Origin of the sequence: Klebsiella pneumoniae complex sp. WS1778, from assembly GCF_049472055.1 — a bacterium.
GTDB lineage: Bacteria > Pseudomonadota > Gammaproteobacteria > Enterobacterales > Enterobacteriaceae > Klebsiella > Klebsiella quasipneumoniae.
On record NZ_JBKGTJ010000001.1, the window covers coordinates 989,139 to 1,011,009 of the forward strand.

Genomic DNA, 21,871 nt, shown 5'->3' on the forward strand with positions numbered 1-21,871 from the left:
ATTTGAAGTTGCATTCTAAAGGAACCTTATACCACGCGCTACGGCGATCTTTGCTATGTTTATGTTAACCATAAGTAATGAGGATCGGGAATGCGTAAATACCGTCTCAGCGAACAGACCCGGCAGTATTGTTACCAGGAAGAGGATGGCAAACAGTGCGTCACCCTGCGCCAGATTGTGGCGCTTATCGATTTCGCTGACGTCAAAGCGGGCAGCGAAGGCGGCTGGGTGGATGAAGAAAGCGCCCTCAGCCAGCAGGGAGAGTGCTGGATCTACGATGCCAATAGCGTGGTCTTCGCCGGGGCGCGCATCCTCGACGATGCCCGACTCAATGGCCCCTGCGTGGTCAGCCATGGGGCTATCATCAGCGGACGGGCATCCATTCACGCCTCGCAGGTCAGCCATCACGCGCAGATTGGTGACAACGTCACGATTAGCCAGAGTCTGGTGCGCGGCTTCTGTCGCCTCGCCGATGAGGCTCGTCTTCTGCCCCACTGTCAAGTCATTGCCGCCCGTGGGCTGACCGCCGATCGCGACAAAGTGCTGCAGATTTATCAGCGAGCCACCGTCAGCGCGTCGCGCATTCTCCACCAGGCGCAGATCTATGGCGAGGCCTTCGTCGAACACGCTTTTGTCGAACATCGGGCGGAAGTCTTTGACCATGCCAGGCTCGAGGGAAACGAGGAGAACGACGTCTGGGTGTGCGATAACGCGCGGATTTACGGGCATGCCCGTCTGATCGCGGGACGCGGTGAGGACGCCATTCCCACCGTGCGCTACAGCTCGCAGGTCGCGGAGAATGCGGTGATTGAAGGCAACTGTCTGCTAAAGCATCGGGCGATGGTGGGCGGCGAGGCGCAGCTGCGCGGTGGACCGATTCTGCTTGATGATGACGTGCTGATCCAGGGGCGGGCTGTCATCGTCGGCGATGTGATCGTTGAGCACCAGGTCACTCTTGGGGACGAGGTGCAAATCGCCGCACGGGAAGGAGAAGCCATTCACCTGCGCGGCCCGAAGACCCTCGGCGGCCAACAGCAGATCACCCGAACGCCGCTGTTAGGCGCCCTGTAGCGCCTCGTCGCGGTCAATAATACGGGCGTAGATATTCTGATCGTCATAGCTGCCGTTCAGATACTCGGCCTGTCGGAGACAGCCTTCCAGAACAAACCCGTTACGCAACGCCACCTGGTTGCTGCGGGTATTCGCCACCCGACATTTGATCACAAACCGGCGCACCAGCCCGCTGCGGGCATAGTGGTGGATAAAGGCCTGCAGGGAACGGGACAGATACCCCTGCCCCTGGTGATCCTCATCGATCCAGTAGCCAATATAGGCCGTCTTATTCTGCGGCTCGATCTGGTTAAACGACAGAACGCCAATCGGCCGCTTTTCGAGAAACAGCAAAAACATTTTGGCGTAATCCCGCTGATGCAGCATCACGTTACCCTGCACATGGCGGCGGGTCTCCTCTTCGCTGCGCACCTCGCCGGCCCAGCTGAGCGACTGCTGTAGCCAGCGCTGGTTTTTCACCACCAGCTGGTGCAGGTCGCTGACGTAGCGTTCATCAATGGCGATAAGCGTCAGCGCCTCGGTCACCGGGATCGACTCCGGTACTGCTGGAATGTCTGTGGTCATGGGGCTCTCTACGGGCCCGCAGGGGGTGCCTGGGGCCACGGCTGTCATGGGGTTATTTCATGATCCGGTCGTCAATGTAGTTACGTTTATCCGGCGCCGGCGGGAAGTACTGATAGAGCCAGGTTTCGCTGATGGCTTCTCCCTGACAGCGCAGGAACAGACGCATCTCCACCGGGTCGGTCGAGTTGGAAGTCGGATACCAGTCGAAGAGGATCCGGTAGCCATCGAACGGCTCGACGTAGAGGATTTCAATCTGCTTCGCTTCGCCGCTGGAGAGGGTGATCACCGGTTCAATACCGCGCGGCGCGGCCGCTTTCAGATCGCCGCCAACAAAGTCGATGGCAAAACGACGCGCCCACTTGTCCGGGTAGTGTTCGCCCGGCGCCCATCCCTCCGGGAAGCCCCCCATCCCGGTGCGGGTGGCGAGCACACGCGCCAGCGGTGTGCTGACCGGCGGCTGTGCGCTCCAGTAGAGACGGTAGCTGAAGTCGAGTTCGTCGCCCGCCTTCACTGCCTTTTCCGGCTGCCAGAAGCAGACGATATTATCCAGCGTTTCACCGGTGGTCGGGATCTCCATCAGGCTGACCGCCCCTTTGCCCCACTGGTTACGCGGCTCAACCCACAGGCTGGGACGCTTGTTATACCAGCCCATCACGTCCTGGTAGTGGGAAAAATCACGGTCCAGCTGCAGCAGACCAAAGCCGCGCGGGTTCTTGTCCTGGAAGGCGTTGAACTGCAGCTTCTGCGGGTTGTTCAGCGGCCGGCAGACCCATTCGCCGTTGCCCAGCCACATCGACAGCCGATCGGAGTCGTGGATCTGCGGGTGGATGGTATCGCACATCCGACGCTCGTTGTTGCCGCAGCTGAACATGCTGGTCATCGGCGCGATCCCCAGCTGTTTGATATCCTTGCGGGCGTAGAGATGGTTCTCCACGTCCATAATGACCTGGGTATCCTGGCAGTGGATGGTGAACTTGTAGGCGCCAGTGATGCTCGGGCTGTCGAGCAGGGCGTAAACGGTAAAGACCGTGGCGTCCCCTTTGACCGTTTCGAACCAGAAAGAGGTGAAATCGGGGAACTCTTCCGGGGTATCGGTAAAGGTATCCACCGCCAGCCCACGGGCCGACAGGCCATACTGGTAGGTGCTGTCTACCGCGCGAAAATAGCTGGCGCCGAGAAACGCCACGATATCCCGGCGCGCCAGCTCAGGTGCTTTAAATACCCGGAACCCGGCGAAGCCGAGGTCGGACTGCCCTTCCAGCTGCCGGGTATCTACCCCGGCGTCATTGTACTTGAACAGCTCCGGACGGAAGTGGATCTCGCGCGCCTGCTGGGTGGCGGCGTCTAAAGAGAACATGCGCACGCGGCGACGGAACCCCATCCCGACGTGGAAAAACTGGATATCCAGTTTGCGTTCTTCAATATTGTTCCATAGCGAGTGGTTAGCGTCATACTGAATGCTGTTATAAGCCTGCGGGGTGAGATTGGCCAGCGTCGGCGGCAGATCGCGCGGTGCCCCGCCCCACGGCTGGCGCGCCAGATCGTGGGCCATCGCCTGCAGCACGGCATAATCGAACCGACGCGTCTGCCCGTCGGCAATGCCCGCGTCTTCAGCAAACGCGGCCTGACTGAATAAGGAAGCGACTCCTGACGTTCCGCATACGGCGGCAACAGCCATGGAAGATTTAAGAAAACGTCTGCGGTTCATGCCTGAGAAAGCGTCCTTCTGCACGGGTGAAATGATTCGCAACGCGTCATCACGCTGCGTGATAATTTCCGCCCACTCTAGACAAAAACGATTAATAATCCAATTGTTGCCAGCAGAAAAACGGTAAAAAAGCCCTGTCTACCAGAACAGGCTGTTTTTTCATCGCCGGCGGAGGGAGAGCGCAATATCTAACGCAAACCCGTCTTAAACAAAGCGGACAGCACTCTCCCGGCGCCCTGTCTCATCGCCGGGCCGTTTCTTAGCCACCCGCGGCCTGCAGCAGGGGCGTGCCCCGCTGAGCCGCCCCCATCCCCTTTATTCGAGGGTCACGTGGTGCTTCATCACCCGGCGAAACAGCGCCAGCCGGGCGCGCATAAAGCGATTCTCCACTTTAAACCCGGCACGCTTATGCAGGCCAATGCGCAGCAAACGATCCCGTCCGCGCAGGCACGCCGGCCAGCGCACCGCGCCGGCAAGCACCTGCTCGCCGCTGGCGACGCGGGCAAACTGGACCCAGTAGTCAGCGACCTGAGCGGCGAAGGCCAGATCCGCTTCACTGGCATACTGCCGCACCGGATCGGTGAGCCGCAGGTTATCAAACACGTAGGGCACCTCGTTGCCGTGCCAGGCGCCGTGCGGATAGGCGTCATGTTCCGCTTCCGCGACATAATCGAACCAGTACCGCCAGCATGGCTGGCCCACGCGCTGCTGGGCCTGCATCACCACATAGCCGAGGGTGGTAAACGCCATATCCCGACAGACTTCCCGCCCCAGCGCTTCATCGCCTTTTACGCCGGGATAGAGGAGTTTGATCAGTCCCAGACCCAGACGGCGCTCACGGCGCAGTTTCTGGATCTGCCCGGCGATGTCGACGCCAAACACCGCCATCACGCTGGCTTCATCGCTGTTGGAGCCGATGATCACCGGCATCGGATGCTGGCGCCCGGCAAAAAAGGTCTCCAGCATCGGCTGCGGGAGCACGATATCGCCTGCAATGGGCGCTGGCCCGATATTCAGCGGGGCGGAAAGCGACCAGAAGGCCTCCGCCGGGATTGCCCGCAGTTGCTCAGCGCTGGCCTGTGGTAAGGCGAAATGCTCCGCCAGCAGACGGCCTTTCTCCAGCGCCTTTTCCCGCGGCAGATCGGGTAAGGTATACCCGCTCTGAATAATCGCTTTATGGAACAACCCTTTCGCTTTCGGCGAGGCCATCAGCGACAGCACGCTGCGCGCGCCGGCGGATTCGCCAAACAGCGTGACGTTGGCGGCGTCGCCGCCGAAGGCGTGAATGTTTTCCTGGACCCACTGCAGGGCGGCGATCTGGTCGAGCAGCGCGAAGTTATACAGCCGCTCGCCCGCCTCTTCTTCCAGCGCCGGGTGGGCGAAAAAGCCGAGGTGGCCCAGACGGTAGTTGACCGTCACCACCACCACGTCGCGGCTGGCCAGCGCCAGGCCATCGTAAGGCGGCAGGCTACCGGCGCCGATGGTAAACCCGCCACCGTGCAGCCAGACCATCACCGGCAGCGGCTGCGCTGCGCTGGCGGGGGCCCAGACGTTGAGATAGAGACAGTCTTCGCTGAAGCGACCGGGATCCCCGCCGCCAAGTTCGCGGCAGTAGTCAATGTCCTGCCAGCTGGCGGCGGAAAAGGCGTCGGCCTGACGCACGCCCGGCCAGCGGGCGGGAGGCTGCGGCGCGCGCCAGCGCAGCGGCCCCACGGGCGGCGCGGCGTACGGAATGCCGCGCCAGATATGGATCCCCTGCTCTGCACTCCCGGCCAGCGTGCCCTGCCGGGTTTTCGCCAACGGTTTCGACGGATGTTGCATAACCTGCTCCCTGTAAGGCTGATGCCAGCAGGTTACTGATTTTACAGCAGACCGCAACGTCGTTTGCTGCGCTCCTCCGCCTGCTGGTACAGTTCAAATTCATCCTGCACCGGACAACCCAGCGCCGCTTCAAAGGCTTCGCGGCTGGCATTCCCGTGGCTGCGGGCCTGGGTTTCGTTACCCAGATTGGACTGAAAAATGCCCGCCGCGCTGACCGGTAAAAAATCCTCATAGACGATAGGCTGGGCCACTATCCACCCGCGCTCGATCAGCGGCTGGGGATCGTCGCCCGGGCGAAACGCGTGGCGATGGGCCTCGCCAGCCGGCGTCAGGCGGTAGCGAAACCAGGCCAGCCCCTGCTGACGCAGCAGAAATTCGCTGTCGGGAAATTCGCGGAATACCTCCTGCAGATGCAGCTGGTGGCTGAGATTGTCTTTGCCGGTCCCTGCTGCCTGCAGCAATCGGTCGTATAGCGCGCGTCCTTTTGGCGTCAGCGCCACGCCGCGCTGCTCAATTTCGCCGAAGCGGGCGCTGTGAGTGCCGCGGTGTTCGCCGGCGAACATTACTGGCTCCTCAAGCGCCTTGAAGCTGGTCTGTCGCAGGAGGATCGGTACCTCCCGGCGCGGCGGACCTTCGATCAGGGCCTTTGGCTCAATGCCGCACTCCGGCATCAGGGCCTGCGCGCGGTCAATATCCAGCGTCCGCGGCGTGAGGTGGTTGATATGACATCCCGGGAAGCAGACCACATCAGCAATCAAGCGATGCTCGCGATGCAGCGCGTGGTAGGTCTCCTCATCAACGGTGGCATGCCGGTGCCAGCGGAAGGTCTCCAGCGCCTCCTGCACGAACTCGCGGGCTTCCGCAGGGGTGAACGCCCCTTCGGCCTCGTGCCGGGCGATCAGCGCCAGACAGCGGGGAGTGAATATGTTGCGCCGGGCGAGGATCGCCTCGGCTCGCTCACGCAGAGCGCGGTTTTCGATCAGTTCCAGACGCAGCAGCGAGGTAAAAACCCGAAACGGATTGCGCGCCAGCGCGGCATCGTCGACAGGACGAAACGCCGTGGAATGAACCGGCACGCCGGCCTGTGAAAGATCATAATAGCTGACGGGATACATCCCCATGATGGCAAACATGCGACGCAGCGTCGCCAGTTCCTCCGCTGTGCCCACGCGGATCGCCCCGTGGCGCTCAACGTTCAGGCGAGCCAGCTCGTCGGCGTTGGCCAGTTGTTCATGCAGCTTCGGATTATTTTCCAGTACCGCCAGGTTGACGTCAGCCACCAGCTCCAGCAGCGTCCCGTACTGCGGAACTTCCTGCTGGTACATGGCCGACATGGCCTGCGAAAACTGCTCCCGAATCTCATCAGCCGTGATGGTGTTCGCCATGATGTGTTACCTCCAGTGAATACTTCCTGGAGTGTAGGAAAGCTGCCTCCCGGCGGGGGGAAGAATTTACAAACTGTGATGGCGATAACCTGCTTCCGGTCATGGGCATGGCGCAGGGCATAACCGACGGTTATGAAAAACACCCGGTAATTTCACTTTAAATTAACAATATATTTACACACACTGTTTCTGGCGACATTACAACAACATGCCTTTCTACCCTCTATACGGAGTACCCGATGAACGATAAATGGTCCCCGCGCGAGGTTATCCATCGCGATTACAGTAGTCACCCGCCCGCTTACGCCCCGGGCTATAAAACCAGCGTCCTGCGCTCCCCGAAAAACGCCCTAATCTCCCTGCAGAACTCGCTGTCAGAGATCACCGGCCCGGTGTTTAGCCGCGACGACCTGGGCCCGCTGGATAATGACCTTATCCTTAACTATGCCAAAGAAGGCCTGCCGATTGGCGAGCGGATCATTGTGCACGGCTATGTGCGGGATGGTTTCGGCCGACCAATGAAAAACACCCTGGTGGAAGTGTGGCAGGCCAATGCCGGCGGCCGCTATCGACATAAAAAAGATCAGTATCTGGCGCCGATTGACCCGAACTTCGGCGGCTGCGGTCGGGTGCTGACCGACGAGAACGGTTATTACTGTTTTCGCACCATCAAGCCCGGCCCCTACCCCTGGCGCAACCAGGCCAGCGACTGGCGTCCGGCGCATATTCATTTCTCGCTTTCAGGCGACGCCTGGGCCCAGCGCCTGATCACCCAAATGTATTTCGAAGGCGACCCGTTGATCAAGCAGTGCCCGATCGTCAGGACCATTAATAATGACGACGCCGTGCGCACCCTGATCGCCGAGCTGGACATGCACGCCGCCGTGCCGCTGGATTGTCTGGCCTACCGCTTCGACCTTGTTCTGCGCGGCCATCGCGCCACGCTGTTTGAAAATCGCACTCAGGGGGCCGCCCGATGAAAGAGTATCTGCCTGAAACCGCCTCGCAGACTGCGGGACCCTATGTTCATATCGGTCTGGCACCGGACGCGGCGGGTTTTCATATTTTTGAAAAAAATTTTGGTCCGGTTCTCACCACCGCCGATACGGTCGGGGAACGGATCACCATTGAAGGCCGGGTTATCGACGGCTCCGGGACTCCGGTCCGCGACGTGCTGCTGGAGATCTGGCAGGCTAACGCCGCGGGACGCTATAACCATCCTGAGGACCGTCAGCAGCAGAAAGCGGTCGACCCAGGCTTTCGCGGCTGGGGGCGCACCTGCTCTGACTTCACCTCCGGCGTCTGGCGCTTTGAAACCATCAAGCCCGGCGCGGTGGTTGGCCGCGACGGCCGTCTGATGGCGCCGCACGTCAATCTGTGGGTGGTGGCGCGGGGGATCAACATTGGCCTGAATACGCGGATGTATTTCGCCGATGAGCACGAGGCCAATGCCAGCGACCCGGTGCTGAATCTCATCGAATGGGAGGTGAGACGCAAAACCTTAATCGCCGAGCGCGAGGTTCGCGGTGCGGAAGTGGTCTATCGTTTCGACATTTATCTGCAGGGCGAGAACGAAACCGTCTTTTTCGATATCTAGCGGCCATGCTGACCACCGCCGTCGCCCCGTACAGCCGGGGCGACGGCGTGTTAAACCATAGGGAAAGATCTTGTAATGTAATCAGCTCAAATGTTAATAATATTTTGCTATCTGGTTATCAAATTTAAACAAGGCCGCTTGTCTCTTTCACCGCTGTGTTTTTAACATCATCTTACTATGGAAAAAAATGGTCTCTTCAGTCAGCGCATTCGCTTGCGCCATCTACACACCTTCGTGGCCGTCGCTCAACAGGGAACGCTGGGGCGCGCGGCTGAAACTTTAAATCTGAGCCAGCCAGCACTTTCAAAAACGCTTAACGAGCTTGAACAGCTGACCGGTACCCGTCTGTTTGAGCGGGGACGTCTGGGGGCGCAATTGACCCTGGTCGGGGAACAGTTTCTGACTCATGCCGTGAAAGTGCTTGATGCCCTTAACTCGGCGGGCCAGGCGCTGAACCGTAAAGAGGGCCTGAATAACGATATCGTGCGCATCGGCGCGCTACCTACCGCCGCGCTGGGGATCCTGCCGACGGTGATCGGCCAGTTCCATAAGCAGCAAAAAGATATCACGCTGCAGGTCGCCACCATGAACAACACCATGCTGCTCGCCGGGTTAAAATCCGGGGAGATCGACATCGGCATCGGACGGATGTCCGATCCGGAGCTGATGAGCGGGCTGCATTACGAACTGCTGTTCCTGGAATCCCTTAAGCTGGTGGTACGTCCGGGACATCCTCTGCTGCAGGAGACCGTGACCCTCAGTCGGGTGATGGAGTGGCCGGTGGTGGTCTCGCCAAAGGGCACCGTGCCGCGGCAAAACGCCGAAGCGCTGCTCCAGAGCCAGGGCTGTAAAATGCCCGCCGGCTGCATCGAGACACTCTCCGCTTCACTGTCGCGCCAGCTGACGGTCGATTTTGACTATGTCTGGTTCGTCCCTTCCGGGGCGGTGAAAGACGATCTTCGCCGTGGCGTACTGACCGCCCTGCCGATTGCCACCCAGGGCGCCGGGGAGCCCATCGGCATTCTAACCCGCGTCGATGCGACGCTGACCCCCGGGACACAAACCCTGCTCAGCGCTATTCGTAAATCAATGCCTGCCTGATCCGCTGATCCCCCGGCCCGTAGCGGCCGGGGAGCCAACGCTGACTGCGTCACATTCAGCAAAATAATCATTTAGTGCGAAATTATTTATTAACATTTGCGCAAATTTCTTTAACAGATCTATCATATCGCGATTTCACCAAATGGTTCATACGAAATCAAAACAGGCAATAAATTTGGCTTTATGAAGATACAAACCACTTCATTCAAAAATAAAACAAAATAACTTTGTTTCATTTGGTTCGCACTGAGGTGGCTGGTGTGGTTAAGGAGATTTCATGACAACTGGCAACGCGCCGCGCGGATTCCCCCGGATCCTGCAGTGGCTTCTCGCCGGACTGATGCTGATCATCGGTCTGGCTATCGGTATTCTGGGGGCAAAACTGGCTCTCGTCGGCGGCACGCTGTACTTCGCGCTGATGGGCGTGGTGATGGTTATCGCGGCGGTGCTGATTTTCCGTCGCCGCCGCGGGGGTATTCTGCTGTACGCCGTGGCGTTTATCGCTTCGGTGATCTGGGCGATCGGCGACGCTGGCTGGAACTTCTGGCCGCTCTTCTCGCGTCTGTTCGCCCTTGGCGTGCTGGCCTTCCTCGCCGCCCTGGTCTGGCCTTTCCTTGCCAGCTCGCCGACGAAAAAAGGCCCGGCTTTTGCCATCGCCGCCGTGCTCGCCGTGGCGCTGGCGGGAAGCTTTGGCTGGATGTTTAAATCCGAACCGCTGGTCAGCGCCACGGAAGCGGTGCCGGTGAAACCCGTCGCGCCGGGCGAAGAGCAGAAAAACTGGGCGCACTGGGGCAACACCACCCACGGCGACCGCTTCGCCGCCCTGGATCAAATCAACAAGCAAAACGTCAAGCAGCTGCAGGTAGCCTGGGTGGCGCATACTGGCGATATCCCACAGAGCAATGGCTCCGGCGCGGAAGATCAGAATACCCCGCTGCAGATTGGCGATACCCTCTACGTCTGTACCCCTTACAGCAAAGTGCTGGCGCTGGATGTCGACAGCGGCAAAGAGAAATGGCGCTATGATTCCAAATCCTCTTCGCCTAACTGGCAGCGCTGCCGCGGCTTAGGCTATTACGAAGATAGCCAGGCGCAGACGACGCCAGCGTCAGGCGCTCAGCCTGCCGCTTGCTCCCGTCGTCTGTTCCTGCCGACGATCGATGCCCGCCTGATCGCCATTGATGCCGACACCGGCAAACTGTGCGAGAGCTTCGGCGATCGCGGTATTGTCGACCTTAGCGTCGGGATGGGCGAAGTCAAAGCAGGCTACTATCAGCAGACCTCCACCCCGCTGGTCGCGGGTAATGTGGTGGTGGTCGGCGGCCGCGTCGCGGATAACTACTCTACCGGCGAACCGCCGGGGGTGGTCCGTGCGTTTGACGTCCACACCGGTAAACTGGCCTGGGCGTGGGATCCGGGTAATCCGGCGCTGACCGGCGTACCGCCGGAGGGCCAGACCTATACGCGCGGCACGCCGAACGTCTGGTCGGCGATGTCTTACGACGCGAAGCTGAACCTGATCTATCTGCCGACCGGTAACGCTACGCCTGACTTCTTTGGCGGCGAACGAACCGCGCTGGACGATAAATACAGCTCCTCCATCGTCGCCGTGGATGCCGCTACCGGCCAGGTACGCTGGCACTTCCAGACCACCCACCACGACCTGTGGGACTTTGACCTGCCGTCTCAGCCGCTGCTGTACGATCTGCCTGACGGCAAGGGCGGCACCACCCCGGTGCTGGTGCAGACCAGCAAGCAGGGCATGATCTTTATGCTCAACCGCGAAACCGGCGAGCCGGTGGCGAAAGTGGAAGAGCGGCCGGTGCCGGTGGGCAATGTCAAAGGCGAGCGCTACTCGCCGACGCAGCCTTACTCGGTGGGAATGCCGATGATCGGTAACCAGACGCTGACCGAGTCCGATATGTGGGGAGCGACGCCGATCGACCTGCTGCTGTGCCGTATCCAGTTCAAAGAGATGCGCCATCAGGGCGTCTTTACCCCGCCGGGGGAAGACCGCTCCCTGCAGTTCCCGGGCTCGCTTGGCGGCATGAACTGGGGCAGCGTCTCGGTGGATCCCAACAACAGCCTGATGTTCGTTAACGATATGCGTCTGGGTCTCGCCAACTATATGGTGCCGCGCGAGAAGGTGGCGAAAGACGCCAGCGGCATCGAGATGGGCATCGTGCCGATGGAAGGCACGCCGTTTGGCGCCATGCGCGAACGTTTCCTGTCGCCGCTGGGCATTCCGTGCCAGAAGCCGCCGTTCGGCACCATGTCCGCGGTGGATCTGAAAACCGGGAAACTGGTGTGGCAGGTGCCGGTAGGTACCGTAGAAGATACCGGGCCGCTGGGGATCCGCATGCACATGCCGATTCCGATCGGTATGCCGACCCTTGGCGCGTCGCTGGCGACGCAGTCCGGGCTGCTGTTCTTCGCCGGCACTCAGGATTTCTACCTGCGCGCCTTTGATACCGCTAACGGCAAGGAGATCTGGAAATCCCGTCTGCCGGTTGGCAGCCAGTCAGGCCCGATGACCTACGTGTCGCCGAAAACCGGTAAGCAGTACATCATTATCAATGCGGGCGGCGCCCGTCAGTCTCCGGATCGCGGCGATTACATTATCGCCTACGCGCTCCCTGACCATCACTGATTGACTTAAGTAAAAGGGCCCATCCGGGCCCTTTTTTGCTGTTGCCGAAACGCCTTGCGCGTTAGTGATTACTGGTCGCCAAAGTGGATCACGGTGCGAATCGATTTGCCTTCATGCATCAGGTCAAAGGCCTCGTTAATCTGCTCCAGCGGCAGGCGATGAGTAATAAACGGGTCGAGGCGAATTTTACCCGCCATCGCGTCTTCCACCATTCCCGGCAGCTGGCTACGGCCTTTCACGCCGCCAAAGGCGGAGCCGCGCCACACGCGGCCTGTCACCAGCTGGAACGGACGGGTCTTGATCTCCTGCCCGGCGCCGGCCACGCCGATAATGACGCTCTCGCCCCAACCCTTATGGCAGCATTCCAGCGCCGCGCGCATCACATTGACATTACCGATGCACTCGAAGCTGAAATCCACCCCGCCGTCGGTCAGCTCAACGATCACATCCTGAATCGGCTTATCGTAGTCGTTGGGGTTGATAAAGTCGGTAGCCCCCATCTCTTTAGCGAGAGTGAACTTATCCGGGTTGGTATCGACTGCCAGAATGCGCCCGGCTTGCGCCTGCACAGCGCCCTGGATCACCGCCAGGCCGATGCCGCCCAGACCAAAGACCGCGACGGTATCCCCGGCCTTAACCTTCGCCGTGTTGTGCACCGCGCCGATACCGGTGGTCACGCCGCAGCCCAGCAGACACACTTTATCCAGCGGCGCCTGCGGATTGACTTTCGCCAGCGAGATCTCAGCGCAGACCGTGTATTCGCTGAAGGTGCTGGTGCCCATGTAGTGATAAATCGGTTCGCCGTTATACGAGAAACGGGTGGTGCCGTCCGGCATCAGCCCTTTGCCCTGGGTAGCGCGTACCGCCTGACAGAGATTGGTTTTACCCGACTTACAGAATTTGCACTCGCCGCATTCGGCGGTATACAGCGGGATGACATGATCGCCCGGCTTAAGGCTGGTGACGCCCTCGCCCACTTCCACGACCACGCCGCCGCCTTCATGGCCCAGCACCGCCGGGAAGACCCCTTCCGGATCGTCGCCGGAAAGGGTGAAAGCATCGGTATGGCACACGCCGGTATGGGTGATTTTCACCAGAACTTCGCCTTTTTTCGGCGGCGCGACGTCAATCTCTACGATTTTTAACGGCTGACCGGGGCCAAAGGCCACTGCTGCGCGTGATTTCATAACTGTCTCTTCCTCGTCGTGATGTTATTTTAAATAGGATCGTAGCAGATGACCGACCTCTGCCATTCTCGCGGCCCGCTGGTCCGGGGTGGTGTCGCCGCTGACCAGCTCGTCCTGCAGGTGGATCTCCACCATTTCGCCCATCAGACCGTTTGCCGCCCCGCGAATCGAGGCGATCTGCTGCAGGATAGTCATACAGGGCTCGCCGGACTCCAGCGCGCGTTCAAGGGCTTCAACCTGGCCGCGGATGCGTCGTACGCGGCTGAGCGCCCGTTTTTTATCTTCAGGTGAATGTGGCACGATAACGCCTCCGTATCATATAGGGGGGTATACTATATTTTATTCACCACAAAGGCAAAAAAAACCCCGTCGCGGGACGGGGTCTGAATGTTGAAGCAAACCCTTCAGCGCTTACGGGGCATCATTCGCAGCAGGGTATTATCTTTCCACCAGTAATGATGGAGCAGCGCAGCAAAGGCATGCAGGCCAATCACGAAGTAACCGGCGTTCGCTAACCATTCATGGATCGCTTTCAGGGTGTCCACCCGCTCAAAATCGCTCTGCGGAGCATACGGCATCGTCAGGCCAAAGGCGTACCAGGGATTCCCGCGCCAGTACATCATTACCATGCCAATCAGCGGCAGGACGATAAACAGCAGATAGATAATCAGATGGCCGAGATGGGCGAAACCAGTCATCATCGGTGACGGCTTTGGCACGATCGGCGGCGTCGGCATTTTCAGCCGCACCAGCAGACGCGCCACCATCAGCACGCAAATGGTGATTCCGCAGGAAACATGAACCATATTGATCAGCGGCCGATCGCTGCGGGGGAAAAATCCGCGCAGCTCCATCGCCGCATAGGCCACCACCACCAGCAGAAAGACCAGCCAGTGGATGCCGATCTGCAGGCCGGAATATTTATCGCGCATGGAATATCCTTAATGGAAAGAGTGATTGTGCCAACATAGCGGCCTTCTCTTAAATTTTCATTAACCTTTACGTTGAATTAACAATTGATTACCGCATTGTGCTGAGCCGCTGCACCCGGACCACGCAAACGGGCGCCGGATACCATCCGCTATTACAAAATTAAACATTTTTGTTACCTGCCGCCGCGCTCTCCCCTCTATAGTTGAGAACATCTGTCGGCCACGCTGCGTATGGAGATGAAAATGAAGAAAATCAGTTTACCGCTATTGCTGCTGACCGCGCTGGCCAGCCCGATTTTCGCCGCGGACTGTCAGCCTAACGGCATCGGCGGCTCATTTTGCATTAACGATGACGGGACCACTACCGACACGGTGCCGAATGAAGTCAACGGTATGGATACGTATTCGAATAATGGCGGGTATAGCAGTTCTCTGCCCGACCAGTCGGGGGCAGAGGAAGCGCTTGAAGGGTCAACGCTGTCGACGCAGCAGGACAGCGTCGCCAGTAGTGGTCAGGGAGACAGCGCCCTGGCGGGTCGCGACTGGCATTCGCCGTCCAATCTGAATGATGGCGCCGCCACCTCCAGTATGAGCCTGCTGGATAAACCCTGAGGCCTGGCGTCAGGCAAAGCTCCAGCCTGCGGCGCCGATGGCGACGGCGAACAGCAGGCAGGCCAGCGCCGTTTTGCGTAACAGCATGGTATAGAAGGAGATCGCGACGCCAACGAATACCACCAGCAGAATGGGCCACATGCTTAATAACAACAGCAGAAAACCCTCAATATTATTATGGATTACGCTTTCCACATCCGCATCCCTGCCTCATCGTCGATAAAGTAAGCAGAATTTAATATGTAACATGAATACATTCAAATAAAATATAAATGTAAATGATTATGCGGCTGGCGGCGGGTCACTGTTACGCGTCCGGGGAGTTAGCATCAGAAGCAGTGCGCAAAAAATAGGTCAGGATTGTTCCACAACCCTTTAGCGGTACGATCGTATTCTCACTAGAATCCCGCAAACCCTTCACGACATTATTCGGCGCTGGTATCTGATACAACGCGCCGGCGATGACAGTCGCCTGGTTGCAATTTATCTCCCTGAGCGGAACGCACAACCAGATATTGAAGCGGCTGGCCGTGTTCGTTATCCAGCAGGACAGAGTAGGTTTCTCCCTGCTCAAACATATAACGCTCTCCCCATTGACGCATCGCCACAACAATGGGAAACACGGAGCGCCCCTTTTCAGTCAGGACGTATTCCTTATATGCGCTGCCATCCGATGCCGGTAAAATCTCGAAAATACCGATCTCGACCAGGTGCTTCAGGCGCGCGGCAAGGATATTTTTGGCCAGCCCTAAATTTTTTTGAAACTCGCTGAATCTCCGTACATCGTCAAATGCTTCGCGGATAATCATCAGGCACCAGCGTTCACCAATTGATTCCAACGTTCTCGCCACCGGACATTCACTGGTTCTGAGTGATTCCTGTTTTGCCATCTGCGCGCTCCTCATCAATCTGTCTACTAATGCTAGCTTAATCTTCCGTTTTACCAGTTGCAAAAAAAAACCACTATGGCTATTTCTATAGGTAAACGAGTTTTAAAAAGCAATCAGATAGAAGGTCTCTTATGAAAGATAAGACAAGCAGGTGTACCGGCCACGGAATTCAAACCGCGTTAGCCCCTGACGCGATGCTCACCGCAGGGATAACGACGTTGTTTTCACTGACCTGCGCGCTGGCGGTAGCCAACGTTTATTCAGCTCAACCTTTACTCGACTCGATGGCGGTCAGCCTCAAGGTGGCGCCAGGCATGATTGGCGGCGTCATCACCGCTACGCAGTTGGGCTATGCCATTGGCTTACTGTTCCTGGTTCCGCTCGGGGACTGGCTGAACCGTAAATACGTGGTGATGACTCAGCTGTTGCTTTCAGCGGCGGCGTTAGTTGTAGCAGGGTTATCCCCCAATATAGCCACTCTGCTTGGCGCCATGCTGATCGTTGGCCTGATGGCCGTTGTGGTGCAGTTGATGGTGGCGTGGGTGGCAATACTGGCGACACCGCAGAAACGAGGCCAGGCGGTGGGTACCCTGACCAGCGGAATTGTTTCAGGCATCCTGTTGTCTCGGTTTATCTCAGGCGCGATAGCCGATATTGCCGGCTGGCGAGCCGTTTATCTCACGGCTGCCTGTATGATGCTGTTGATGGCCGGTGTCGTCTGGAAGGTCATGCCTTCGCCCTCAAAGCAATCGCAGCCACAAAAGTCCACCTACCTTTCCTTATTGAAGTCAGTGTTTCAGCTATATATCACTGAACCGCAACTGAGAAAGCGCGGCATCCTGGCGCTTCTTATCTTCGCCGCCTTCAGCATGCTATGGACAACTATGGTCATGCCGCTTACCGCCCTTTCCCTCTCGCACACCCAGGCGGGGATGTTTGGCTTAGCCGGCCTCGCTGGCGTGCTGGCCGCCTCAAGAGCGGGAAAGTGGGCTGACCAGGGATGGGCTCAGCGTACTACCGGCTTGGCGCTGGCGCTGCTGGCTCTCTCATGGCTGCCTATCGCCTATGTTGAAACCTCTTTGCTCTGGCTGTTAGCTGGCGTCATTGCGCTGGACTTTGCGGTACAGGCCGTACATGTCTCTAACCAGAGCCTGATCATTGCCGCCAGGCCTGCAGCAGCAAGCCGCCTGGTTGGGGCTTACATGTGTTTTTATTCGCTGGGTAGCGCGGCAGGGGCTATCGTTGCCACACAGCTTTATTCCCACTGGGGATGGCAGGCGGTCTGCCTTGCGGGTGCCGCGGTCAGCGCGTGTGCTTTTCTTGTCTGGTCAGGATCGCGTCGATCATGACATTCGGCCCCTGTTTTGAAGGGGCCAGTCAAAAAGCGCGTAAAAATGACCTGATTGCCCCCAGCTGTTTGTATCGCATAGATTTTTTCAATGCTTTTAAACAGTTATGCTCATGTAGTATAATGACGTGCACTTTAACTAAAAAAAGAGTGCGACCATGATTGATTCCTCATTGCCATTAACCGACATTCACCGCCACCTTGACGGTAACATCCGGGCCCAAACCATCCTCGATCTTGGCCGCGAGTTTAATATCATCCTTCCCGCTACCACCCTTGACACGCTGCGTCCCCACGTCCAGGTCACCAGCCTGGAGCCCGATCTGGTCAGTTTTCTCGCCAAGCTCGACTGGGGGGTGAAAGTCCTGGCCTCGCTGGAAGCCTGCCGTCGCGTGGCGTATGAGAACGTCGAAGACGCGGCGCGCAATGGCCTGCACTACGTGGAGCTGCGCTTCTCCCCACGCTATATGGCGATGACCCACCAGTTGCCGGTTGACGGCGTGGTAGAGGCAGTGATCGCCGGGGTACGTGAGGGGTGCCGCGATTTTCAGGTCGACGCCCGCCTGATCGGCATTTTGAGCCGCACCTTTGGCGAAGCGGCCTGTCAGGAAGAGCTGGCGGCGCTGCTCGCCCACCGCGATGGCATCACCGCCCTCGACCTCGCTGGCGATGAGCTGGGCTTCCCGGGGGCGCTGTTCCTCAGTCATTTTAACCAGGCCCGCGATGCCGGGTGGCATATCACCGTTCACGCTGGCGAAGCGGCCGGCCCGGAAAGTATCTGGCAGGCCATTCGTGAGCTGGGCGCCGAGCGTATCGGCCACGGGGTAAAAGCGGTACAGGATCCCGCCCTGATGGACTATCTGGCCGAGCACCGCATCGGGATTGAATCCTGTCTCACCTCGAACGTGCAAACCAGCACCGTACCCTCTCTGGCCCAGCATCCGCTGAAGCAGTTCCTTGAGCACGGCGTGCTGGCGAGCCTCAACACTGACGATCCGGCGGTCCAGGGGGTCGATATTATCCACGAATACACCGTGGCGGCGCCGGCGGCGGGCCTGAGCCGGGAGCAGATCCGCCAGGCCCAGATCAATGGTCTGACCCAGGCGTTTCTGAGCGAACAGGAAAAAGCCGCGCTCATTCAGCGGGTGGCTAAAGGCTGATAGCCGGCCCGGCAGCCGCGCTGCCGGGCTATCTCTTACACAAGGCTGAGCGTGGCGCGATGCCGGGCCGACTCGATACCGAGCTCAAGCAGGGTCATGATTTGAATCGCCTCGCTGGCCGGAACCGGGTTTTCTCCCACCCCATTGAGCGCATCGCGGATAGCGGCATAGTAAGCGGGATAATTGCCCGGTAGCGTCAGCCATGTCTCCTCGCTACGTTCGTCGCCTTCGGCGCGGGTCAGGGTACCGTCACGCATATCATACCCCCAGTCCTCCTGCGGCAAACGCTCGCCATTTTTCAGCCGCTCCTCCTGCGGGTCGAGACCGTACTTGATAAAGCTGGCCCGCGAGCCGTGGACGATAAAGCGCGCGCTCTCCGCGGCGGCGAGCAATGTGCCGTGCAGCACCACCCGCCGCTGTGGATAGGCCAGCACCGCGTGAAAATAGTCGGTGGATTGCGCGCCGGGCCGAAGTTGAGCGAGATCCACCGTGATGCTCACCGGCAGACCAAACAGCACCACCGCCTGGTCGAGCAGATGCGGTCCGAGATCATACCAAATTCCACTCCCGGGGCCCGCCTGTTCCCGCCAGCGCTGGCGTACCTGCGGGCGGAAGCGGTCGAAATGGGATTCGAAGTAACACACCTCTCCCAGCAGGCCTTCGTCGATTAACGTTCTGACCGTTAAGAAATCACTGTCCCAGCGCCGATTGTGAAATACCGACAGCACCCGGCCACAGTGCTTCGCCAGGCTCTCCAGCTCACGAGCCTGTGACAGTGTCACGGTAAAGGGTTTATCCACCACCACGTGCTTACCGGCCTCCAGCGCCGCTTTCGCCAGTGGGAAGTGGGTGTCGTTCGGCGTGGCGATGACCACCAGATCGATCTCCGGGTCGTTCAGCAATTCACCCGCCGCACTAACCACCTTCGCGCCAGGCCAGTCGGCATGAACTTTGGCCGCGTCGCTGCTGGAGACCGTCGTCAGCGCCAGGCCCGGCGTGCCGCTGATTAATGGCGCGTGAAACGTTTTGCTGGCATAGCCATAGCCCACCAGCCCCACCCGGATCGCATCACTCATTTAACCGCCTCTCTTATTCAGCTGATGTCAATATCTGACTAATGAGAATATTCTTACAAAACGTGAATAAAACTTATCATTTTTTCACTTAAGGTTTTAACGCATGCGTGCAAAATCAGACAGATACCCCTTGTGATCTGCTGACCATAGAGTAACATTTCCCACTGTGTTCAAAGGATATTGAAGTGTTATGACGACTGTTTTTACTCGTATTGTAGAACTTATTGGCTGGATTGTTTTTGGGATTTCCGCACTGCTTTTGGTTATCGCGCACCATATTGATAACTACCAGTCGCCACCGCCAGCGGATGTGGTGCAGACAAAGTAGCGCCGCCGTGAAACAGTGACCCGCTTCGCAACTGTGCAACCGGTTTCAGAAACCGGTTGCACAGTTATCCTTGCTTTGATTACACTCCCTCTATCATCAGACTGGGAGTTTTTTCATGGCCGCTTTTCCGCAACATTTTCTATGGGGTGCCGCTACCGCAGCGTATCAGGTTGAAGGTGGGCACGACGCTGACGGTAAGGGACCGTCAATCTGGGATATCTACTCTCACCTGCCGGGAACCACCTTTGAAGGGACCACCGGCGATATCGCCGTCGATCACTATCACCGTTTTCGCGAAGACGTGGCGTTGATGGCCGAGATGGGCCTGCAGAGCTATCGCTTTTCCATCTCCTGGCCGCGCCTGCTGCCCACCGGGCGCGGCGAGATTAATGAAGCAGGCGTGCAGTTTTATAGCGATCTGATCGATGAACTGCTGGCGCATAATATTGAGCCGATGATTACCCTCTATCACTGGGACCTGCCGCAGGCCCTGCAGGATGAGGGCGGCTGGGAAGCACGCAGCACCGCCGAAGCCTTCGCCGAGTACGCCCGCCTGTGCTACGCCCGCTTTGGTTCGCGGGTGAAGCTGTGGGCTACCTTTAACGAGACCATCGTCTTTATCGGCCACGGCTACATTAACGGCCTGCATCCGCCGGCCGTTCGCGATCCGGCGCGCGCCATCCAGGCCTGTCATCACGTGTTTATCGCCCATGCGCTGGCGGTGAAGGCGTTTCGCGAGATGGCCGTGGCGGGCGAGATTGGTTTCGTCAATGTGCTGCAGCCGCATACCCCGCTCACCGACAGCGAGGCGGACAGGCAGGCTACCGACCTGGCTGACGCCATCCATACCCACTGGCTGTACGATCCGGTGCTAAAAGGCACCTATCCTGCTGCCCTGCTGGCGCAGACTCAAGCCCTGTGGGGAGTACCGCGCTTTGCTCCAGGCGACGACGCGCTGCTGCGAGACAACCGCTGTGACTTTATCGGTCTGAATTACTATCGTCGGGAAACGGTATCCGCCCAGCCGCCCGAAATCCCCACCGGCGGCGAGCCTGGCGTGGAGGGGTTATTCTATTTCGTGCGTAATCCGCAGAGCACTTATACCGAATGGGGCTGGGAGATCTGGCCGCAGGGGCTAACCGACGGCATTATGATGATCAAGGCGCGCTATGGCGATATCCCGATCTATATCACCGAGAATGGCCTGGGAGCGAAAGACCCGATTATTGCCGGTGAGGTGGTCGACGATCCGCGAATCGACTACCTGAGCAGCCATATTGGCGCTCTGGAAAAGGCGCTGGCGCAGGGAGCTGACGTTCGCGGCTATTATCCCTGGTCGTTTATCGATCTGCTTAGCTGGCTCAACGGATATCAAAAGCAATATGGCTTTGTCTATGTGGACCACCAGCAAAATCTGGCACGGAAACGAAAGAAGAGTTTTTATTGGTACAAATCTGTTATTGCCAGTCGCGGCGAACAGCGTTAATCTTCTCCTGCGGGCGCCATTCGGCGCCCGGTCTGATTTAGAATATTCTTAAACATCTCCCTGCTCTTCAAGGCTGGCTTTGCCCCTTGTCATGGGTTTATATAACCTGAAACATTCCACGCGGCCCCGGCAGAAGGCGCCGTTGGTTGAGAGTAGGTTTAGTGAATGCTGATAATATTCAACGTAATTATTCCGATTATAAAATGGATACGAAAATGACCGTTCTGGACTATTTATTAAAATTCCGCAAAATCAGTTCGCTGGAAAGTCTTGAAAAACTATTTGATCACCTTAACTACTCCCTGACTGACACCGAAGAGATCGTTAATATGTATCGCGCCGCCGATCACCGCCGGGCAGAGCTGGTTTCCGGCGGTAAATTGTTCGATGTGGGCCAGGTGCCTAAATCCGTTTGGCGATTCGTGCAGTAAGACTGTCATCCTTCACGCCAGTTGCTTATACTTCCCGGCCTGCTTTTATATACTGGCGTTAAATAGGGGAGAACCATGACGTCTCAATCTGCGGAACGCATCGGCGGATGGCTGCTGGCACCGCTGGCCTGGTTGCTGGTGGCGCTGTTGAGCGCCTCGTTATCGCTGCTGTTTTTTGCCAATGCCCTCATGTCGCCGCAAACCTGGGCCCTGCTGCGCGCCATGAGCACCGGACACATGGCGCTGTGGGTCGCCTCGTTGCTGTTTGCCCTCGCCATGTGGTTTTATACGCTCTGGCTGACCATCGCCTTTTTCAAGCGGCGCTCGCTGGTGCCGAAACACTATATTATCTGGCTGCTCATTACGCTGCTGCTGGCGATAAAGGCGTTTGCCTTCTCCCCCGTTTCGGATGTCCTTGCACTGCGTCAGCTACTGTTTCCGCTGCTGGCCGCCGCGCTGCTGGCGCCCTATTTTCGCCGTTCACAGCGGGTAAAACGGACCTTTGTTAATCCGTAAAAACCCCA

22 protein-coding genes are annotated in these 21,871 nt (G+C 58.4%); 12 read left to right on the plus strand and 10 right to left on the minus strand.

Features of this window, described 5'->3' with window-relative positions:
* Nucleotides 1-90 precede the first annotated feature (90 nt).
* Nucleotides 91-1,071, plus strand: a complete 981-nt coding sequence (gene ydcK, locus ACLEXF_RS05090) for a YdcK family protein (RefSeq protein ID WP_049092912.1) — start codon at nt 91-93, stop codon at nt 1,069-1,071.
* Here ydcK and rimL read toward each other — a convergent pair.
* The 4 genes from rimL to hglS all read right to left on the minus strand — a co-directional run bounded on the left by rimL (nt 1,057) and on the right by hglS (nt 6,549).
* Entirely contained in the window at nt 1,057-1,635 is a 579-nt protein-coding gene (rimL, locus tag ACLEXF_RS05095) for a 50S ribosomal protein L7/L12-serine acetyltransferase (RefSeq protein WP_004202802.1), read from the minus strand. The two genes, ydcK and rimL, sit on opposite strands and share 15 nt — an antisense overlap.
* A 52-nt stretch (nt 1,636-1,687) precedes the next feature.
* A complete protein-coding gene (locus tag ACLEXF_RS05100; RefSeq protein ID WP_043519995.1) occupies nt 1,688-3,343 on the minus strand; it encodes a glucan biosynthesis protein D in 1,656 nt (551 codons plus the stop codon).
* A 315-nt stretch (nt 3,344-3,658) separates the two neighbouring features.
* A complete protein-coding gene (locus ACLEXF_RS05105; RefSeq protein ID WP_023318416.1) occupies nt 3,659-5,164 on the minus strand; it encodes a carboxylesterase/lipase family protein in 1,506 nt (501 codons plus the stop codon).
* A gap of 41 nt (nt 5,165-5,205) precedes the next feature.
* The gene (hglS, locus tag ACLEXF_RS05110; protein WP_023318417.1) at nt 5,206-6,549 is read right to left on the minus strand and encodes a 2-oxoadipate dioxygenase/decarboxylase HglS; all 1,344 of its coding nucleotides are present in this window, start codon (nt 6,547-6,549) and stop codon (nt 5,206-5,208) included.
* Between the two features lie 239 nt (nt 6,550-6,788).
* Between hglS and pcaH the strand changes: the two genes are divergently transcribed.
* The 4 genes from pcaH (at nt 6,789) to ACLEXF_RS05130 (ending at nt 11,897) form a co-directional block, all read left to right on the plus strand.
* Entirely contained in the window at nt 6,789-7,529 is a 741-nt protein-coding gene (gene pcaH, locus ACLEXF_RS05115; protein ID WP_004202816.1) for a protocatechuate 3,4-dioxygenase subunit beta, read from the plus strand.
* On the plus strand, nt 7,526-8,146 hold the full coding sequence (gene pcaG / locus ACLEXF_RS05120; protein ID WP_004202817.1) for a protocatechuate 3,4-dioxygenase subunit alpha: 621 nt from the start codon (nt 7,526-7,528) through the stop codon (nt 8,144-8,146). Before pcaH ends, pcaG begins: the two co-directional genes overlap by 4 nt.
* 177 nt (nt 8,147-8,323) lie before the next feature.
* Complete coding sequence (locus ACLEXF_RS05125; protein ID WP_004143800.1) at nt 8,324-9,247, plus strand: LysR substrate-binding domain-containing protein; 924 nt, start codon at nt 8,324-8,326, stop codon at nt 9,245-9,247.
* 277 nt (nt 9,248-9,524) lie between these two features.
* Nucleotides 9,525-11,897: a glucose/quinate/shikimate family membrane-bound PQQ-dependent dehydrogenase gene (locus ACLEXF_RS05130; protein WP_135729990.1), complete on the plus strand. Its 2,373-nt coding sequence runs from the start codon at nt 9,525-9,527 to the stop codon at nt 11,895-11,897.
* A gap of 68 nt (nt 11,898-11,965) precedes the next feature.
* Here the strand turns inward: ACLEXF_RS05130 and ACLEXF_RS05135 are convergent, their stop codons facing one another.
* The 3 genes from ACLEXF_RS05135 to cybB form a co-directional block, all read right to left on the minus strand.
* Nucleotides 11,966-13,084: an S-(hydroxymethyl)glutathione dehydrogenase/class III alcohol dehydrogenase gene (locus ACLEXF_RS05135; protein ID WP_004202819.1), complete on the minus strand. Its 1,119-nt coding sequence runs from the start codon at nt 13,082-13,084 to the stop codon at nt 11,966-11,968.
* A gap of 24 nt (nt 13,085-13,108) precedes the next feature.
* On the minus strand, nt 13,109-13,384 hold the full coding sequence (locus ACLEXF_RS05140; RefSeq protein ID WP_004202822.1) for a metal/formaldehyde-sensitive transcriptional repressor: 276 nt from the start codon (nt 13,382-13,384) through the stop codon (nt 13,109-13,111).
* Between the two features lie 104 nt (nt 13,385-13,488).
* Nucleotides 13,489-14,016, minus strand: a complete 528-nt coding sequence (cybB, locus tag ACLEXF_RS05145) for a cytochrome b561 (RefSeq protein WP_004202824.1) — start codon at nt 14,014-14,016, stop codon at nt 13,489-13,491.
* Nucleotides 14,017-14,259: 243 nt separating this feature from the next.
* Here cybB and ACLEXF_RS05150 point away from each other — a divergent pair, with 243 nt between their 5' ends.
* Nucleotides 14,260-14,628: an RND transporter gene (locus tag ACLEXF_RS05150; protein WP_211774202.1), complete on the plus strand. Its 369-nt coding sequence runs from the start codon at nt 14,260-14,262 to the stop codon at nt 14,626-14,628.
* Between the two features lie 9 nt (nt 14,629-14,637).
* Here ACLEXF_RS05150 and ACLEXF_RS05155 read toward each other — a convergent pair whose 3' ends face one another.
* Together ACLEXF_RS05155 and ACLEXF_RS05160 are read right to left on the minus strand one after the other, a co-directional pair.
* Nucleotides 14,638-14,823 (minus strand): hypothetical protein, encoded by a 186-nt coding sequence (locus ACLEXF_RS05155; protein ID WP_004202827.1) that lies wholly within the window; start codon nt 14,821-14,823, stop codon nt 14,638-14,640.
* A gap of 230 nt (nt 14,824-15,053) precedes the next feature.
* Nucleotides 15,054-15,518: a winged helix-turn-helix transcriptional regulator gene (locus ACLEXF_RS05160; RefSeq protein WP_057215607.1), complete on the minus strand. Its 465-nt coding sequence runs from the start codon at nt 15,516-15,518 to the stop codon at nt 15,054-15,056.
* A 194-nt stretch (nt 15,519-15,712) separates the two neighbouring features.
* Here ACLEXF_RS05160 and ACLEXF_RS05165 point away from each other — a divergent pair, with 194 nt between their 5' ends.
* Both ACLEXF_RS05165 and add read left to right on the plus strand, forming a co-directional pair.
* Nucleotides 15,713-16,867, plus strand: a complete 1,155-nt coding sequence (locus ACLEXF_RS05165) for an MFS transporter (protein WP_060655925.1) — start codon at nt 15,713-15,715, stop codon at nt 16,865-16,867.
* A 157-nt stretch (nt 16,868-17,024) separates the two neighbouring features.
* Entirely contained in the window at nt 17,025-18,026 is a 1,002-nt protein-coding gene (gene add / locus ACLEXF_RS05170; RefSeq protein ID WP_062914272.1) for an adenosine deaminase, read from the plus strand.
* Nucleotides 18,027-18,061: 35 nt separating this feature from the next.
* On the opposite strand, the gene ACLEXF_RS05175 is transcribed toward add, so the two are convergent.
* Nucleotides 18,062-19,102: an oxidoreductase gene (locus tag ACLEXF_RS05175; RefSeq protein ID WP_004202837.1), complete on the minus strand. Its 1,041-nt coding sequence runs from the start codon at nt 19,100-19,102 to the stop codon at nt 18,062-18,064.
* 190 nt (nt 19,103-19,292) lie between these two features.
* On the opposite strand from ACLEXF_RS05175, the gene blr reads away from it, so the two are divergent.
* From blr to ACLEXF_RS05195, 4 genes are all read left to right on the plus strand, one after another.
* Nucleotides 19,293-19,430: a division septum protein Blr gene (gene blr, locus ACLEXF_RS05180; RefSeq protein ID WP_012541534.1), complete on the plus strand. Its 138-nt coding sequence runs from the start codon at nt 19,293-19,295 to the stop codon at nt 19,428-19,430.
* 115 nt (nt 19,431-19,545) lie between these two features.
* On the plus strand, nt 19,546-20,916 hold the full coding sequence (locus tag ACLEXF_RS05185; RefSeq protein ID WP_060655927.1) for a GH1 family beta-glucosidase: 1,371 nt from the start codon (nt 19,546-19,548) through the stop codon (nt 20,914-20,916).
* Between the two features lie 215 nt (nt 20,917-21,131).
* Nucleotides 21,132-21,347 (plus strand): transcription modulator YdgT, encoded by a 216-nt coding sequence (ydgT, locus tag ACLEXF_RS05190; RefSeq protein ID WP_004202843.1) that lies wholly within the window; start codon nt 21,132-21,134, stop codon nt 21,345-21,347.
* Nucleotides 21,348-21,422: 75 nt separating this feature from the next.
* Nucleotides 21,423-21,863: a DUF2569 domain-containing protein gene (locus tag ACLEXF_RS05195; RefSeq protein WP_004202845.1), complete on the plus strand. Its 441-nt coding sequence runs from the start codon at nt 21,423-21,425 to the stop codon at nt 21,861-21,863.
* Nucleotides 21,864-21,871: the final 8 nt, after the last annotated feature.